The organism is Oxalobacteraceae sp. CFBP 8761, from assembly GCA_014841595.1.
GTDB lineage: Bacteria > Pseudomonadota > Gammaproteobacteria > Burkholderiales > Burkholderiaceae_D > Telluria.
The window spans coordinates 390,867-408,773 of sequence record JACYUE010000001.1; the positions used below are offsets into that span (position 1 = coordinate 390,867).

Consider the following 17,907-nt stretch of genomic DNA (forward strand, 5'->3'; position numbering starts at 1 on the left):
AGATGGTCCAACACCTTCCCGCACCGGGCGACCTGGAACCGATCGAGCGCGCCAGCCGCGACGAATTGCAGGCGCTGCAACTGCAACGCCTGCGATGGACGCTGCAGCACGCGTATGACAACGTGCCGCATTACCGTGCCGCGTTCGACGCGGCCGGCGTGCACCCGGCCGATCTCAAGTCTTTGGCCGACCTGGCGAAATTTCCGTTCACCGAAAAGAAAGCCCTGCGCGACAACTACCCGTTCGGCATGTTCGCCGTGCCGCGCGAGCAGGTGGTACGCGTGCATGCCTCGTCCGGCACCACCGGCAAGCCCACCGTGGTCGGCTACACGCAGAACGATATCGACACCTGGGCCAACATCGTGGCGCGTTCGATCCGCGCCGCCGGCGGGCGCCGGGGCGACCTGGTGCACATCGCCTACGGCTACGGGCTGTTCACCGGCGGCCTGGGTGCGCACTACGGCGCCGAGCGTCTCGGTTGCACGGTGGTGCCGATGTCGGGCGGGCAGACCGAAAAACAGGTGCAGCTGATCTGCGACTTCAAGCCATCGATCATCATGGTCACGCCGTCATACATGCTCAACATCGTCGAGGAATTCACGCGCCAGGGGCTCGACCCGGCAGCGTCGTCGCTACAGGTCGGCATCTTCGGCGCCGAACCGTGGACCGACGCGATGCGGCGAGAGATCGAGACGCGCGCCGGCATCGATGCGGTCGACATCTACGGCCTGTCGGAGGTGATGGGCCCCGGCGTGGCGAGCGAATGCATCGAGAGCAAGGATGGCCCGGTGATCTGGGAAGACCATTTCTACCCCGAGATCATCGACCCCGATACGGGCGAGGTGCTGCCCGACGGCGAGGAAGGCGAGCTGGTATTCACGTCGCTGACCAAGGAAGCGCTGCCGATCATCCGCTACCGCACGCGTGACCTGACACGCCTGCTGCCACCGACCTCGCGCGCGATGCGCCGCATGGGCCGCATCACGGGGCGCTCGGACGACATGCTGATCATCCGCGGCGTGAACGTGTTCCCCAGCCAGATCGAAGAACTGGTGCTGCGCATGCCCGCACTGGCGCCGCACTACCAGCTGGTCGTGGCGCGCGACGGCCATCTCGACACGCTCGAGGTGCTGTGCGAACTGCGCGATACGCTGCTTGCGCCTGACGCCATCGAGGCGCAGGCGCGTGAACTGCAGCACTGCATCAAGACCTATGTCGGCGTGACCACGCGCGTGCGCCTGCTGCCGCCGCAAGGCATCGAGCGCACGCTGACGGGCAAGGCCCGGCGCGTGGTCGATGGCCGTCCCAAACAATGAACAAGGAAACCAGCATGCTTGACGCTTTCATCTGCGACGCCATCCGCACACCCTTCGGCCGCTATGGCGGGCTGCTCTCGACCGTGCGCGCCGACGACCTGGCCGCGCTGCCCATCGCCGCGCTGATGGCCCGCAATCCCGGCGTGGACTGGACCCAGGTCGACGACCTGTTTTACGGCTGCGCGAACCAGGCGGGCGAAGACAACCGCAACGTCGGCCGCATGGCCGCGCTGCTGGCCGGACTGCCGCAGGACGTGCCGGCCAACACGATCAACCGCTTGTGCGGCTCCGGCATGGACGCCATCGGCACCGCCGCGCGCGCGATCAAGGCCGGTGAAGCGCACCTGGTGATCGCGGGTGGCGTCGAGAGCATGACACGCGCGCCGTTCGTCATGGGCAAGGCCGACAGCGCGTTTTCGCGCGCGGCGAAAATCGAGGACACGACGCTCGGCTGGCGCTTTGTCAATCCGCGCATGAAGGCGCAGTACGGCATCGACTCGATGCCCGAGACGGCCGAAAACGTGGCGCGCGAATTCAATGTGAGCCGCGCCGACCAGGACGCGTTCGCGCTGCGCAGCCAGCAACGCTGGGCGCAGGCGCATGCCGCCGGCGTCTTCAAGGACGAGATCGTGCCGGTCACGCTCCAGGGCAAGAAAGAAACGCGCATCGTCGACACCGACGAACAGCCGCGCGCCGATTCCAGCATCGAGGCGCTGGCGAAGCTGAAGGGTGTGGTGAGCCCGGACGGCTCGGTCACCGCCGGCAATGCATCGAGCCTGAACGACGGCGCCTGCGCGCTGCTGCTGGCCTCTGGCGAGGCTGCAGCGCGCCACGGCTTGACCCCACGCGCCCGCGTGATCGGCATGGCCACCGTCGGCCTGGCGCCGCGCATCATGGGCTTCGGCCCGGCGCCGGCTGTCAGGAAGCTGCTGGTGCAGACGGGCTTGAGGCTGGACCAGATGGACGTGATCGAATTGAACGAAGCGTTTGCCGCGCAGGGCCTGGCCGTGCTGCGCGACCTGGGCCTGCCGGACGATGCGGCGCACGTGAACCCGAACGGCGGCGCGATCGCGCTGGGCCATCCGCTGGGCGCGTCCGGTGCGCGCCTCGTCATGACCGCAGTGAACCAGCTGCACCGCACGGGCGGACGCTACGCGCTGTGCACGATGTGCATCGGCGTCGGCCAGGGCATCGCCCTGATCGTCGAGCGGGTCTAGCACGATGGTCAAAGTCTACGAAATCGATGGCGTGCGGCCCGTCGTGCATCCGAGCGCCTACGTGCATCCTTCTGCCGTGCTGATCGGCGACGTGATCGTCGGCCCGCGCTGCTATATCGGCCCGTGCGCGAGCCTGCGCGGCGACTTCGGGCGCCTGATCCTCGAAGAAGGCGCCAACCTGCAGGATGCGTGCGTCATGCACGGCTTTCCGCTGGAAGACACCGTGGTCGAAGTCGATGGCCACATCGGCCACGGCGCCGTGCTGCATGGCTGCCGCGTGGGGCGCAATGCGATGGTCGGCATGAACGCGGTGGTGATGGACAAGGCGGTCGTCGGCGCGGAGTCGATCGTCGCCGCGATGAGTTTCGTGAAAGCGGGGATGGTGATCCCGCCGCGCTCGATGGTCATGGGCACGCCGGCCAAGGTGGTGCGCGCCTTGAGCGACGAGGACGTCGCGTGGAAGAGTTTCGGCACGCGCCAGTACCACGAACTGGCCGTGCGCTCGCTGCAGACGATGCGCGAAGTCGATGCCGACACTGCCGTGGCGCCGGACCGGGGCCGCATTGCATTCGACACGAGCGCGCTGCACACGCCGAAGTCCTGAACCTACTGGAGATTACATGGGCCACATCCCGACACTGCAAAGCCTGATCGCCGGCCGCTGGCACGGCGCCGCATCGCACACGCCGCTGCACAGCGCGCTCGACAGCACCCTGATCTATCACACGCACGCCGAGAAGATCGACTTCGACGAAGCGCTCACCTTCGCGCGCAAGACGGGCGTCAAGACGTTGATGCGCCAGACGTTCCAGGAGCGCGCCGCCGTGCTGAAGGCGCTCGCGCTGTACCTGATGGAGCGCAAGGAAGAACTGTATGCGATCTCGCACCTGACCGGCGCGACGCGCCAGGACAGCTGGGTCGACGTCGAAGGCGGCATCGGCACGCTGTTTGCCTACGCCAGCATGGGCTCGCGCGAGCTGCCGTCGTCGAATGTGCTGCACGAAGGCCCGGCCATCGCGCTGGGCAAGCAGGGCGGCTTTGCCGGCACCCACATCCTGGTGCCGCGCGGCGGCGTGGCGGTGCACATCAACGCCTTCAACTTCCCGATCTGGGGCTTGCTCGAAAAATTTGCGCCAAGCTTCCTGGCTGCGATGCCGTGCATCGCCAAACCGGCCACCGCCACCAGCTATCTGACCCACGCAGTGGTCAAGATGATGGTGGACTCGGACCTGCTGCCCGACGGCGCGCTGCAGCTCGTGATCGGCAGCACGGGTGACCTGCTTGATCGCCTCGGTGGCTTTGACGCCGTCACGTTCACCGGGTCGGCCGACACGGCCGCGATGCTGCGCGCGAACGGGAACCTGATTCGCGCCTCGGTGCCGTTCACCGCCGAAGCCGACTCGCTCAATTGCGCCGTGCTGGCGCCCGACGTGACACCGTCCGATCCCGAGTTCGACCTGTTCGTCAAGGAAGTCGCGCGCGAGATGAGCGGCAAGGCGGGCCAGAAGTGCACGGCGATCCGGCGCGTGATCGTGCCGGAAGCGCTGGTCGACGCGGTCGGTGAGCGGCTGCGCGAGCGGCTGGCGAAGATCACGGTAGGCAATCCGAATGTGGAGGGCGTGCGCATGGGCGCACTGGCGTCGATGGACCAGCACCGCGACGTGAGCGCACGGGTCGAACTGCTCGCGCGCGGCAACGAGGTGCTGTTCGGTGCAGGCGACGGGTTCAAGCCGGTCGGCGAGAACGTCGCCAGCGGCGCGTTCTTCTCGCCCACGCTGCTGTTATGCCGCAATGCGATGGACAACGATGCCGTGCACGACGTGGAAGCGTTCGGCCCGGTCAGCACCTTGATGACCTACACCGACATCGACGAAGCGCTCGAACTGGCGGCACGCGGCAAGGGCAGCCTGGTGACCACCTTTGCGACCAAAGACCCGGCGCTGGCTGCGTACGCGGTGCCGATCGTGGCGGCATCGCACGGCCGCGTGCTGATCCTCGACCGCGAAGCGGCCGTGGACAGTACCGGCCACGGCTCGCCGCTGCCGCAACTCAAGCACGGTGGGCCAGGGCGCGCCGGTGGCGGCGAAGAGCTGGGCGGCATCCGGGCCGTGAAGCATTTCCTGCAGCGCGCTGCGGTGCAGGGCTCGCCCACGATGCTCGGCGCCGTCACGGGCGAATACGTGCGCGGCGGCGCGGTCAAGGAAAGTGACCTGCATCCGTTCCGCCGGCATTTCGAGGACCTGGAAGTTGGTCACTCGCTGCTGACGCACCGGCGCACGGTGAGCGAAGCCGACATCGTCAACTTCGGCGGTGTTTCGGGGGACTACTTCTACATGCACTTCGACGCCATCGCGGCCAAGGACACGCAGTTCGGGCAGCGCATCGCGCACGGTTACTTCGTGCTGTCGGCGGCGGCGGGCCTGTTTGTCTCGCCTGCGCCGGGGCCGGTGCTGGCCAATTATGGCCTGGACAACCTGCGCTTCGTGGCACCGGTGGCGATCGGCGACACGATCCGCGCGCGCCTGACGTGCAAGCGCAAGGTCGATCGCAACCGGACGGACGAACAGGGCCGGGGGCAGGGCGTGGTGGCGTGGGATGTGCAGGTGACCAACCAGCGCGATGAGCTGGTGGCCAGTTATGACATTTTGACGTTGGTGCAGAAGCGCACGTGATGGCGTTTTACGAGCGCGTGCGCTGCAGGCGCAGCAAGCCTTCACCCGTGCGGATCGCCCGCAAATCGTCGTAATCCGGCACGCCCGTCACGTCGGTCTCGACCGGATGCTTGTGCGTCGCGGTGACCATCACACTGTCCATGCCGGCAGCGGCGGCCGATTGCAGGCCGGCCAGCGTGTCTTCGAACACGAGGCATTCTTCCGGGCGCATGCCCAGCTTTTCGGCGCCGAGCAGGAACGGGTCCGGCGCCGGCTTGCCGTGCTTGACGTCTTCGGCTGCGACCAGCACCGGCGGCAGCGGCAGGCCGGCTGCAGCAATGCGCGCCTGCGCCAGCGCGCGTGGCGCCGACGTCACGATCGCCCAGCGCTCCGCTGGCAGCGTGGCCAGGAAAGCAGCCACGCCGGCAATCGCTTCGATGCCGTCAACGTCCTCGATCTCGGCCAGCGTGATGCGGTGCGCTTCTTCTTCGGCGTCGATGTCGGGCAGGCCCAGGCCGCGCACGGTGTCGACGCTGCGCTTGCCGTGGATCGTCGGCAGGAACACGTCGACGTCCAGTCCGTGGCTGCGGGCCCAGTCGGCCCAGACGCGCTCGGCGGCGATGATGGATGTCAGGATGGTGCCGTCCATGTCGAACAGGAAGGCGGCGTAGTCGCGTGCGGGCAATGCGGTCATGGCGTCATCAATCTAAAAAGGCATGGAAAAGCGGGCCGGCGCTGGATCAGCGCCGGTCCGCTCCAGGGATGTGAAATTACTCGGCCAGCTGCTTGCGCACGCGCTCGATGGCGATACGCACCTGGTTCGGCGCGGTGCCGCCCACGTGGTCGCGCGCGGCCACCGAACCCTCGAGCGTGAGCACCGCGAACACGTCCTCTTCGATCAGCGGCGAGAACGTCTGCAGCGTCTCGAGCGACATCTCGGACAGGTCGCAACCGGCCACGTCGCAGGCGCGCACGGCATGCGCCACCGCTTCGTGGGCGTCGCGGAACGGCAGGCCGCGCTTGACCAGGTAGTCGGCCAGGTCGGTTGCCGTGGCATAGCCCTGCAGCGCTGCCGAACGCATGTTGTCGGCCTTGACCGTGATACCCGAGGCCATGTCGGTGAAGATGCGCAGCGTGTCCATCACGGTGTCGATCGTGTCGAACAGCGGCTCCTTGTCTTCCTGGTTGTCCTTGTTGTAGGCCAGCGGCTGGCCTTTCATCAGGGTCAGGAGGCCAATCAGGTGGCCATACACGCGGCCGGTCTTGCCACGGGCGAGCTCCGGCACGTCCGGATTCTTCTTTTGCGGCATGATCGACGAGCCGGTGCAGAAGCGGTCGGCGATGTCGATGAAGCCGATGCGCGGGCTGATCCACATGACGAGTTCTTCGGACATGCGCGAGATGTGCATCATCAGAATCGATGCGGCGGCCGTGAACTCGATGGCGAAGTCGCGGTCTGACACTGCATCGAGGGAGTTGTGGCACACGTCGTCAAAGCCGAGCGTTTTGGCCACGCGCAGGCGGTCGATCGGGAAGGTGGTGCCGGCCAGTGCGGCGGCGCCCAGCGGCAGGCGGTTCACGCGGCGGCGCGCGTCGAGCATGCGCTCGGCATCGCGGCCGAACATTTCGACGTAGGCCAGCATGTGGTGGCCAAAGGTGATCGGTTGGGCCACCTGCAGGTGCGTGAAGCCCGGCATGATCGTGTCGGCGTGGCGTTCGGCCAGGTCGGTCAGGGCGCCGCGCAGGCTGGCGAGCAGCGTGACGATGTCGTCGATCGCGGCGCGCACGTACAGGCGGATGTCGGTTGCGACCTGGTCGTTGCGCGAGCGGCCCGTGTGCAGGCGCTTGCCGGCGTCGCCCACCAGTTCGGTCAGGCGTTTTTCGATGTTCAGGTGCACGTCCTCGAGGTCGAGCAGCCATTCGAAGCTGCCGGCGTCGATCTCGGCCCGGATCTGCGTCATGCCACGTTCGATTTCAGCACGGTCGTGTTCGCTGATGATGCCTTGTGCGGCCAGCATCTCGGCGTGCGCGAGCGAGCCTTCGATATCGTGCGGGGCCAGGCGTTTGTCGAAGAAGACCGATGCGGTGTAGCGCTTGACGAGATCCGATACAGGTTCGGAGAAGCGGGCAGACCAGGCTTCGGCTTTTTTGGAGAATTGTTCGGTCATGGTGGGATTCCGGTTGGGGATCCCTTGATTATAAACTGCGCTGCCTGTGTGCCATGCGGCATGGCTGGCCGGGCTCGCAGGCAGGCTTGCAGACGGGGGGCTGGCGAAATCCGGTGCGGCACGTCACATCGCCGCTTGCGTTGGTACCAATCGGCGCTAGAATGACTTTTTGTCACCTTGTCCAGGCCATGATGACGAACGATTCCAGCTTCGAGGTCAGCACCGACCAGACCCGTCTCGACATTCCAATGATCTACCGCTTCCTCAGCGAGCAGTCCACCTGGGCCGTGGGCATTTCGCGGCCCGTCGTCGAGCGCGCCATTGAGAACTCGTTGTGTTTTGGCGGCTACCTCGATGGGCGCCAGATCGCGTTCGCGCGCGTGATCACCGATTTTTCTACCTTCGCCAACCTGGTGGATGTGTTCGTCGTGCCGGAATCGCGTGGCTGTGGTTATGGAAAACAATTGATCGGTGTTGTGATGCGGCATCCCAGCCTGCAGCAACTGCGCCGCTTTACGCTGGCCACGTCGGATTGCCACAGCCTGTACGAGCGTTTCGGGTTCACGCCACCGTTGCGCCCAGAGACATTGATGGAGCGTTACTTTCCCAACATCTACTTATCCTGAGCGCACTCAACACGGCGACGTGAAACTGGAATCAGGCTTACGCTGATGACTTATCGGGGGAAGCCGCATGTTCCAATCTGTCGTCCGTGTTGTTGTCTATGCCACGCTCGCACTGGGCGTCGTCACCAGCATCAGTAGCCGCGCCGCTGAGTTGCCGTCCACGCCATCGCCATCGTCAATGCAGCCCAAGGGCTCGCTCGTCATCATCGGTGGCGCGCTGCGCGATGACAACGATGCCGTCTGGACGCGCATCGTGCAGCTTGCCGGCGGCAAGAATGCCCGCATCGCGGTGTTCGCTTCGGCCTCGGCCAGCCCCGAACGGGCCGGCAACTATCTCATCGAACGCCTGAACCAGCACGGCGCCAGCGCCTTCTTCGTCCCTGTTGCCGAACACCTCGACGGTTCTGACGTGCGCGCCGCAGCCGAAGATCCGGCGCTGGTCGAGGCGGTGCGTTCGGCCGGCGGCGCCTACTTCTCGGGCGGCGACCAGGCGCGCATCACGAACGCCCTGCGCCGGCCCGACGGCAGCAACACACAATTGCTCGATGCGCTGTGGGACATGTACCGGCGCGGCGGCGTCATCGCCGGCTCGAGCGCCGGCGCTGCCATCATGAGCGCCACGATGTTCGGCCATCCGCGCTCGGTGCTGGGCACGCTCCAGCACGGCGTGGCCGATGGCCGCCAGATCACGCGCGGCCTGGGCTTCATCGGCGACGACGTCTTCATCGACCAGCACCTCCTGGTGCGCGGGCGCTTTGCGCGCATGCTGCCGGCGATGCTGGCCAAGGGCTACAACATCGGCCTGGGCATCGACGAGAACACGGCGATGGTCGTGGGCCCGAAGCGCGACGTCGAGGTGCTCGGCTATCGCGGCGCGCTGCTGGTCGACCTGAGCAACGCCGCCACGCGCGACGGCACTTTCAACCTCAGCAATGGCCGCCTGAGCTATCTCGATAACGGCGACCGCTTCAACCTGGACAGCAAGGTGTTCACGCCGGCGCCCGAGAAAGTGCGCGGCAAGCTCGATGCGAACAAGCCCTACTGGCGCGGGCCGCTGTTCTCGGCCGATATTCTTGGCAACGGCACGGTGGTCGACCTGATGTCCAAGCTGGTCGACAGTGACCAGCCGGATGCGATCGGGCTGTCGCTCGACAGCCCGAATGCCGACCGGCCCGACCTGGGCTTCGAGTTCAAGCTCGGCCGGGTGAACGAGACGGTCGGCTACCAGTCGGCGTACAGCGAAGCTTATTCGGTCTATAACGTGCGGCTCGATATCCGGCCGATCGTGGTGCAACGGCCGCTGTATCAGTACCGGTGATCGCTCAGTCGCAGCGCCAGTGCAGCCGCTCGGCCAGTACCTGGCGCTGTGCGTCGATCAGCGGGCCGTTCGGATCGTGGCCGGCGCGCGGCACCTCGACCAGTGCCTTGTCGGGCGCCGTGATGGCCTCGAAGAAGCGGCGCGTAACCTTCGGCTCGGTCAGCAGGTCTTCCTTGCCCTGCACCAGATAGACCGGCAGCGCGTAGCGCGTGCCCAGGCGGTACAGGTCCATCGTGGACGCCATGCCATCGCCTTTCCAGCCGACGAACTTCAGGAACGAATAATCCTCGCCCTCGGTGTAGTCGGCCTTCGCCTGCGGCGAGGCATACAAAGGCAGCACTTCGAACCACGATGGCGGCGTCGGATCGATGTTGGGCGCCTCGTACTTGCGCACGGCGCGCCGCACGATGCCGAAGTTGCGCGGATTGGTCCAGGGCGGCGGGCCGAGCGCCTCCAGTTGCGTGACGGTGGCAGTGTCGTTCGCCGCTCTTGCGCGGGCAATGACCGTGCTCCATGACGTGGCATTGTCCCGGTAACCCACCAGCTGGGCCACACCGACATAGGCGCAGAACAGCCCTGGCTTCTCCCTGGCCATGTGGGCGCCGATCATCGAGCCCCACGAGCTGCCCAGCAGGATCACCTTGTCTCTGCCGAAACGCTGCGTCAGATAGCGCGCCACGTCGAGGCCATCGTCGCGCAGCTGTTCGATGCGCAAGGGGACGTCTTCGCCGGGGCGGTGACGGCCCCAGGTCATGCCGCTGCCGCGCTGATCCCACTGCGCCAGCGTGATGTGCTTGCGCCACGAGGCATACGGGCCGGCGCCAAACACCGAGGTCGGATTGCCAGGGCCGCCATGCACGTACAGCAGCACCGGATTGGCGCAGTCGTCGCCGCTGACGGTGACCCACTGCGCGATGCCGCCGATCTCCACGAAGCCGCTTTCGTCCACTGGCTGGCCGGGCTTGCATGCCGGGGCGGCATGGGCCAGGCAGGCACTGAACAGCGGAATGACAAGGCAGGCGCGCAGGCGGAACATCGGAACTCCGGATAGACAAGGTGACCAGGCTGATTGTGGCGTGGCTGTCCGGCCGGGTCAATCGGCCTGGCCTGGCACATCTGACAGGTGACGACGCCGCCACAGCTCACCGCAGGCTTAGAATAGTGCGATCTACTTGTCAGGGATTCGCAATGCGCCTGTTTCACTCCTTTGCTGCGCTGCTGCTTGGCGCGCTCGCTTCACTCGCCCATGCCGCGCAGCCGGCCACGGTCCGCCTGGACTACGCGCACAGCGGCAATGCGCTGGCCGACGGCTACGCGATCGAACGCGTCGTCATCGAGCCATTGCCCTGGCCGGGCAGCGCCGCGCGCAATCTGGACGACACCAACCGCGGCCAGAACCGGGTCGAAGTGGTCGATCCTAAAACGGGCGACGTGCTGTACTCGCGTGGTTTCTCCACCGTGTTCGGCGAGTGGCGCACGACTGAGGAAGCAGGGCGTATCAGCCGCAGTTTCAGCGAGTCGGTGCGTTTTCCCCAGTTTGCGCAGCCGGTGCGCGTGCGCATCCTGAAGCGCGACGAGCGCAACCAGTTTTCGGTCGCCTGGAGCATCGACGTCGATCCGGACGCGCCCGACGTGGTCAAGCGCCAGCCCCCGCCAGCGGCAAAGCCGATTCCGATCCGGGTCAGCGGCCCATCACCCGACAAGGTCGACCTGCTGATTCTGGGTGATGGCTACACGCAGGCAGAAATGACGAAGTTCGAGCAGGATGCGCGGCGCCTGTCGGCGCACCTGTTTTCGGTGTCGCCGTTCAAGGAGCGCGCGAAGGACTTCAATGTCTGGGCGATGGCCGTGCCGACCGGGCAATCGGGCATCAGCAGGCCATCGACCGGCGTTCACCATCCATCGGCGCTGGGCACCCGCTACGACATTTTTGGGAGCGAGCGCTATGTGCTCACACTCGACAACCGGGCGCTGCGCGATATCGCCCAGCATGCGCCGTACGAATTCATCGAAATCCTTGTCAATAACGAGACCTACGGCGGCGGCGGGATCTTCGGCCAGTTCAGCACCGCGGCAGCCAGCAACGACTGGGCCGACTACCTGTTCGTGCACGAATTCGGCCACCATTTCGCGGGCCTGGCCGATGAGTACTACACGTCGCCGGTGGCGTATGCCGCAGCGAGCGGGCGGATGGAGCCGTGGGAGCCGAACGTCACCGCGCTGCGTGACCCGGCCAAGCTCAAATGGCAGCGCCATGTGACGGTTGGCACGCCCGTGCCGACGCCATGGCCGAAGGCCGAGTACGAAGCCGCCTCGCGCGCCTACCAGAAGAAGCGCGCCGCGCTGCGCGAGGCCAACCGGCCGGAGTCGGAAATGAGCGCCTTGTTCCATGAAGACCTCAAGCAGACCAATGCGCTGTTCGACCGGCAGCCACACCGGCATGCAATCGGCGCCTTCGAGGGCGCCAACTACGAGGCCAGCGGTTATTACCGGCCCGCGATGCAGTGCCTGATGTTTGACCGTAGCGATGCGTTCTGCCCGGTATGCCGCGACGGCGTCACTGACATCATCGACTTGTACGCAGGCTCTGTTCATCAGTAATCTTTGCTTACAACTCTGACAATTTCTGCGTGTGCTGGCTAACAGACCGGACGGTGGTGAAGCCGTATTCTGGAATCACTGAAAAACAACAACGACTGCACGGGCAACCCGCTCTGTACAGCGACCACCAAAAGGAAACTCATCATGAACAAACTGATCGCAACCCTTATCGCCGGCCTGATGGTTACCGCTGCTCACGCCCAGACCACCGCACCAGCCACCACCGCTGCGGACAACCGCATCGTGAAGGCGGAAGCCAGCGCCGAGAAAGACGTCATCAAGGCCGAACAAAAAGAAATCAAGGCCGCCGTCAAGGCTGACCAGAAGCTGAACAAGACCGTGGCCAAGGCCACCGAAGCCAAGGGCGATGCACACGCCAAGCTGGTCAAGACCCACACCGACGCTGCTGCGAACGTCGCCAAGGCCGATCCTGAAGACCGCGCCAAGGCAATGGCCAAGGCCGAAGGCAAAGTGGCTGACGCCAACCTGAAGGCCGAGAAGAAGATGATCAAGGCTGACGAGAAAGTGCTGAAAGCACAGGTCGATGCTGCTGCCGACAAGGCAACCGCTGCTGCCAAGACCGAACAGGTCCGCGCCGAAGCCCAGGCTGACGTGCACAAGGCTGCTGCAAAGAACTAAGCAAACAGCTCCAATGAAAAATGCCGGCTCAGCCGGCATTTTTTTTGTCTGGGTACCGGAATAGCCGGGGTCAAAGCCGGGGTCAGGTCTGACATTCGGACACGATCTCATCAGTTTGGTAGCCGGATCAGACAGAAGAGCCAGGGTCAGGTCTGACATTCGGACACGACCTCAACAGTCAGCTAGCTGGGTCTAAAAATCGGGGTCAGGTCTGACATTCGGACACGATCTCAACAGCCAGCTAGCGGGAGCTCGCTGGAGCTGGACCATGCTAATACTGGGCAGGACGCCATTGAGAATGGCTAAGCTGAGGTCGTGTCCGAATGTCAGACCTGCCCCCAGCTGCAAGCGGGAGCTCGCTGGAGCTGGACCATGCTAATACTGGGCGGGATACCAATGAGAATGGCTAAGCTGAGGTCGTGTCCAAATGTCAGACCTGACCCCGGCTGTGGAAAAGGCTAAGCTGAGGCCGTGTCCGAATGTCAGACCTGCCCCCAGCTGCTATGCTAATACTGGGCAGGACACCATTGAGAATGGCTAAGCTGAGGTCGTGTCCGAATGTCAGACCTGACCCCAGCTGCGCGGCTGTGGAAAAGGCTAAGCTGAGGCCGTGTCCGAATGTCAGACCTGACCCCGGCTGTGGAAAAGGCTAAGCTGAGGTCGTGTCCGAATGTCAGACCTGACCCCGGCTGTGCGGCTGTGGAAAAGGCTAAGCTGAGGCCGTGTCCGAATGTCAGACCTGACCCCGGCTGTGGAAAAGGCTAAGCTGAGGTCGTGTCCGAATGTCAGACCTGACCCCGGCTGTGTTGCTGAATGGGATTGTGGTCGCGTTACGTTTTCACAGCGTCGGTTTCGGCTGCCCGCATACCCAGATCATGCGCCTTCATGCGTGCCGACAAGGCCTTGCCCTTGCGCGAGCGCTTGCCGAAGTGCGGCTCCAGGCCGGAGGCGAACAGCTCTACCGTGCGCGCCTTGTCGCCGGCCCAGGTGCCAATCACGTTCAGGCCCTTCTGATTGATCGGCTGCGCTGCCAGCATGGTTTCATTCGGCTCGAGTTCCATCAGCGTCACGCCACGGCCGCCATTGGTCAGCACCTTCATTTCGTCGATGCCGAATACCAGCACGCGGCCCTTTTCGGACAGGCAGGCGATCGCGCCGCAGCTGTCGGTCACGATCCGTGGCGGCAGCGGCGTGGCGCCGTCGTTCAGCGTGATGAATGACTTGCCGCCTTTCAGACGGCTGACCATGTCGCCCGCCTTGGTGATGAAGCCAAAGGCGTCCGACGTCGACAGCAGCAGGCGGGTCTCGGGATTGCCAGCGAAATAATGCAGGATGCGGATACCGCCCGACAGGTCGACCAGCGTCGTGATCGGCACGCCGTCACCCCGCGAACCAGGCAGCGCCGCCACCGGCACCGAGTACACCTTGCCGTTGTCGCCAATGCCCAGCAGATGGTCGACGGTGCGGCATTCGAACGCCTTGTACAGCGAGTCGCCGGCCTTGAACGCGAACTGCGCCGGGTCGTGGCCGATGCCGGTGCGGGCACGTACCCAGCCTTTTTCGGACACGATCACGGTCACCGGCTCGTCGACGACCTTCTGCTCGGCCACCGCGCGCTGCGCTTCTTCGATCACGGTGCGGCGCTCGTCGCCGAACTGCTTGGCGTCGGCTTCGATTTCGCGGATGATCAGGCGCTTCATCGACGATGGGTTCTCGAGGATGTCCTGCAGTTTTTCCTTCTCGCTGCGCAGGTCGGCCAGCTCTTGCTGGATCTTGATCGCTTCCAGGCGCGCCAGCTGGCGCAGGCGGATCTCGAGGATGTCTTCGGCCTGGCGTTCGCTCAGGCGGAATTCCTCGATCAGCGCGGCCTTCGGTTCGTCCGAGTTGCGGATGATGGCGATGACCTTGTCGATGTTCAGCAGGACCGTCTCGCGGCCTTCCAGGATGTGGATGCGGTCGTTGACCTTGGCCAGCTTGAAATCGGTGCGGCGGCGGATCGTCGTGAAGCGATAGTCGATCCACTCCTGGATGATCGTGCCCAGGCCTTTTTGACGCGGACGGCCGTCGCCGCCGATCATCACCATATTGATCGGGCTGGACGACTCGAGCGACGTGTGCGCGAGCAGCATCAGCATGAATTCGTTCTGGTCCTGGTTCTTCGACTTCGGCTCGAACACCAGGCGCACCGCGGCTTCGCGGCCCGATTCGTCGCGCACCGTGTCGAGCGCGCCCAATACCGTGTTCTTCAGCGCGAGCTGCTCGGGCAGCAGCGCCTTCTTGCCGGCCTTGACCTTCGGGTTGGTCAGTTCTTCGATTTCTTCGAGCACGCGCTGCGACGAGCAGCCCGGCGGCAGTTCGTAGACGATCGCCTGCCACTGGCCGCGCGCCAGTTCTTCGATCTTCCAGCGCGCGCGCACCTTCATCGAGCCGCGGCCCACCGCGTACATGTCGGCGATGCTGGACGCTGGCGTGATGATCTGGCCGCCGCCCGGGAAGTCGGGGCCGGGCACGATGGTCATCAGCTCAGCGTGCGACATCTTCGGATTGCGGATCATGGCGACAGCGGCGGCAGCCACTTCGCGCAGATTGTGCGACGGGATCTCGGTGGCCAGGCCGACCGCGATGCCCGAGGCGCCGTTAAGCAGCACCATCGGCAGGCGCGCCGGCAGTGTGCGCGGCTCGGTCGTCGAGCCGTCGTAGTTCGGCTGCGAGTCGACCGTGCCCATGTCGATTTCATCCATCAGGATGCGGGCAATCGGCGTCAGGCGCGCTTCGGTGTAACGCATCGCGGCGGCGCCGTCGCCGTCGCGCGAGCCGAAGTTGCCCTGGCCATCGATCAGCGGGTAGCGCAGCGAGAAGTCCTGCGCCATGCGCACCAGTGCGTCGTACACCGACTGGTCGCCGTGCGGGTGCAGTTTGCCGAGCACGTCGCCGACCACGGCCGCCGACTTGCGCGGCTTGGCGGTCGGGCCCAGGCCCAGTTCATTCATCGCATACAGGATGCGACGCTGGACCGGCTTCTGGCCGTCCGACACGTCCGGCAGCGCGCGGCCCTTGACCACCGAAACGGCGTAGTCGAGGTAGGCGCGCTCGGCGAAAGTGGAGAGGGTGAGCGTCTCGACGTCGGACGGCTCGTGTTGCTGTTCAAAGAGACTTGGTTGGTTCGTCATGGTGTCTGTTCTGTTGCGCGCGGGGCGGATGGCCGGTGCGGCATATTAGATATCGGCCTCGGTCTCGTTTCCGTGTTCTTCGATCCAGGCGCGGCGCGCGGCGGCTTCGCCTTTGCCCATCAGCATATTGAAGCGTGCCGACGATTCGGCGTGGTCGTACTCGCCCAAAAACACGGGCAGCAGGCGGCGCGTGTCCGGGTTCATCGTCGTTTCCCACAGCTGCTCGGCGTTCATCTCGCCCAGGCCCTTGAAGCGCGAGATGCTCCACACGCCTTCCTTCAGGCCTTCTTTTTTCAGCTTGTCTTCGATCGCCAGCAGCTCGCCGGAATCGAGCGCATACAGCTTCTGGATCGGCTTCTTGCCGCGCGCCGGCACGTCGACGCGGAACAGCGGCGGGCGCGCGATGCAGATGTTTCCGTTCGCGAACAGCGCCGGAAAATGTTTGAAGAACAAAGTGAGCAGCAGTACCTGGATGTGCGAGCCGTCGACGTCGGCGTCGGACAGGATGCAGATCTTGCCGTAGCGCAGACCGGTCAGGTCGGGCGAGTCGCCCGCGCTGTGCGGATCGACGCCGATCGCCACCGAGATATCGTGGATTTCATTGTTGGCGAACAGGCGGTCGCGGTCGGTTTCCCACGAGTTGAGCACCTTGCCGCGCAGCGGCAGGATGGCCTGGAATTCCTTGTCGCGGCCCATCTTGGCCGAGCCGCCGGCCGAGTCGCCCTCGACCAGGAACAGCTCGTTGCGCGTGATGTCGTTCGATTCGCAATCGGTCAGTTTGCCTGGCAACACGGCCACGCCCGACGATTTTTTCTTTTCGACTTTCTGCAGCGAGCGCAGGCGCGACTGCGCCTGGCGGATCACGAGTTCGGCCAGCTTCTTGCCGTATTCGACGTGCTGGTTCAGCCACAGTTCGAGCGGCGGCTTGGTGAAGGTCGAGACCAGCTTGAGCGCGTCGCGCGAATTCAGGCGTTCTTTCGTCTGGCCCTGGAACTGCGGGTCCAGTACCTTGGCCGACAGCACGAACGAGACGCGCGCGAACACGTCCTCGGGCAGCAGCTTGACGCCTTTCGGCAGCAGGCCATGCAGCTCGACGAAGTTCTTGACGGCGCCATACAGGCCGTCGCGCAGGCCCGCTTCGTGCGTGCCGCCGCTGACGGTGGGGATCAGGTTGACGTAGGATTCACGCACCACGCCGCCTTCTTCGGTCCAGGCCACGACCCAGGCCGCGCCTTCGCCTTCGGCAAAACTGTCGTCGCCGGCGGCCGCGTACTGCGCGCCTTCGAACAGCGGGATCAGGGTTTCGCCGGTGGAGCTTTGCGCCAGCGCCTCGGTCAGGTAGCCGCGCAGGCCCTCGTCGTAGCGCCAGGTCTGCACTTCGCCCTTGGCGTTCGTGAGCGTGACCGTCACGCCCGGCAGCAGCACGGCTTTCGAGCGCAGCAGGCGTTGCAGGTCGCCCATCGGGATGGTCGGCGAATCGAAATACTTGCCATCCGGCCAGGCCGTGACGCGCGTGCCGTTCTTCTTGCCGCCGCGCTCGAACGGTGCGGAGGTGAGGGGTTCGATCACGTCGCCGGCAGCGAACACCAGTTTGTGCTGGCCGTTGCCTTGATCGTCCTTGCGCCAGACCTCGATCTCGAGGCGCTTGGACAGCGCATTGGTAACCGACACGCCGACGCCGTGCAGGCCGCCCGAGAACGCATACGCGCCGCCCGAGCCCTTGTCGAATTTGCCGCCGGCGTGCAGGCGCGTGAACACGATCTCGACCGTGGACACACCTTCTTCGGGGTGGATGCCGACCGGGATGCCGCGGCCGTCATCTTCGACCGTGATCGAGCCGTCCGGGTTCATCGTGACGCTGATGTTCTTGCAATAGCCACCCAGCGCCTCATCGGAGGCGTTGTCGATCACTTCCTGGATGATGTGAAGCGGATTTTCCGTGCGGGTGTACATGCCCGGACGCTGTTTCACAGGTTCGAGTCCCTTGAGGACGCGGATGGATGATTCGCTGTAGTCTGGAGCGGGTTTCTTGGAGGCCATCTTGAAGAGTATTTGTAGAATGCGTTGGCATTCTATCTTGTCGAGCGGAAAAGGAAATGCTTTTTAACTGTATAAATATACAGTATTTTGCGCTTATGTCGTGCTTTTCGCCTTGCACCTTTGTGCTAGATTACGCTGTAAATACATAATCGATGCAAGAA

At 64.8% G+C, this 17,907-nt stretch carries 13 protein-coding genes; 8 read left to right on the forward strand and 5 right to left on the reverse strand.

Going from position 1 to position 17,907, the window contains the following annotated elements; translation table 11 throughout:
• Positions 1 to 2 precede the first annotated feature (2 nt).
• The 4 genes from paaF to paaZ are packed head-to-tail and all read left to right on the forward strand — an operon-like array spanning position 3 to position 5,205.
• A complete protein-coding gene (gene paaF / locus IFU00_01820) occupies positions 3 to 1,316 on the forward strand; it encodes a phenylacetate--CoA ligase (protein ID MBD8541016.1) in 1,314 nt (437 codons plus the stop codon).
• 14 nt (positions 1,317 to 1,330) lie between these two features.
• Entirely contained in the window at positions 1,331 to 2,533 is a 1,203-nt protein-coding gene (pcaF, locus tag IFU00_01825) for a 3-oxoadipyl-CoA thiolase (protein MBD8541017.1), read from the forward strand.
• A 4-nt stretch (positions 2,534 to 2,537) separates the two neighbouring features.
• Positions 2,538 to 3,137, forward strand: coding sequence for a phenylacetic acid degradation protein PaaY (locus IFU00_01830; GenBank protein ID MBD8541018.1), 600 nt, complete (start codon positions 2,538 to 2,540; stop codon positions 3,135 to 3,137).
• 16 nt (positions 3,138 to 3,153) lie between these two features.
• Positions 3,154 to 5,205, forward strand: coding sequence for a phenylacetic acid degradation bifunctional protein PaaZ (gene paaZ / locus IFU00_01835; protein ID MBD8541019.1), 2,052 nt, complete (start codon positions 3,154 to 3,156; stop codon positions 5,203 to 5,205).
• Between the two features lie 7 nt (positions 5,206 to 5,212).
• Here the strand turns inward: paaZ and IFU00_01840 are convergent, their stop codons facing one another.
• Entirely contained in the window at positions 5,213 to 5,878 is a 666-nt protein-coding gene (locus tag IFU00_01840) for an HAD-IA family hydrolase (protein ID MBD8541020.1), read from the reverse strand.
• Positions 5,879 to 5,954: 76 nt separating this feature from the next.
• Positions 5,955 to 7,352, reverse strand: a complete 1,398-nt coding sequence (gene argH, locus IFU00_01845; GenBank protein MBD8541021.1) for an argininosuccinate lyase — start codon at positions 7,350 to 7,352, stop codon at positions 5,955 to 5,957.
• A 188-nt stretch (positions 7,353 to 7,540) separates the two neighbouring features.
• Between argH and IFU00_01850 the strand changes: the two genes are divergently transcribed.
• Both IFU00_01850 and IFU00_01855 read left to right on the forward strand, forming a co-directional pair.
• On the forward strand, positions 7,541 to 7,978 hold the full coding sequence (locus tag IFU00_01850; protein MBD8541022.1) for a GNAT family N-acetyltransferase: 438 nt from the start codon (positions 7,541 to 7,543) through the stop codon (positions 7,976 to 7,978).
• 67 nt (positions 7,979 to 8,045) lie between these two features.
• Complete coding sequence (locus tag IFU00_01855) at positions 8,046 to 9,296, forward strand: cyanophycinase (protein ID MBD8541023.1); 1,251 nt, start codon at positions 8,046 to 8,048, stop codon at positions 9,294 to 9,296.
• Between the two features lie 4 nt (positions 9,297 to 9,300).
• Here the strand turns inward: IFU00_01855 and IFU00_01860 are convergent, their stop codons facing one another.
• Entirely contained in the window at positions 9,301 to 10,332 is a 1,032-nt protein-coding gene (locus tag IFU00_01860; GenBank protein MBD8541024.1) for an alpha/beta fold hydrolase, read from the reverse strand.
• A gap of 152 nt (positions 10,333 to 10,484) precedes the next feature.
• Here IFU00_01860 and IFU00_01865 point away from each other — a divergent pair, with 152 nt between their 5' ends.
• Positions 10,485 to 11,897: a peptidase M64 gene (locus IFU00_01865; protein MBD8541025.1), complete on the forward strand. Its 1,413-nt coding sequence runs from the start codon at positions 10,485 to 10,487 to the stop codon at positions 11,895 to 11,897.
• Positions 11,898 to 12,041: 144 nt separating this feature from the next.
• Positions 12,042 to 12,536: a hypothetical protein gene (locus tag IFU00_01870; GenBank protein MBD8541026.1), complete on the forward strand. Its 495-nt coding sequence runs from the start codon at positions 12,042 to 12,044 to the stop codon at positions 12,534 to 12,536.
• Positions 12,537 to 13,366: 830 nt separating this feature from the next.
• On the opposite strand, the gene parC is transcribed toward IFU00_01870, so the two are convergent.
• A complete protein-coding gene (gene parC, locus IFU00_01875; GenBank protein ID MBD8541027.1) occupies positions 13,367 to 15,706 on the reverse strand; it encodes a DNA topoisomerase IV subunit A in 2,340 nt (779 codons plus the stop codon).
• A gap of 45 nt (positions 15,707 to 15,751) precedes the next feature.
• Positions 15,752 to 17,746 (reverse strand): type IIA DNA topoisomerase subunit B, encoded by a 1,995-nt coding sequence (locus IFU00_01880; protein ID MBD8541028.1) that lies wholly within the window; start codon positions 17,744 to 17,746, stop codon positions 15,752 to 15,754.
• Between the last annotated feature and the right edge of the window lie 161 nt (positions 17,747 to 17,907).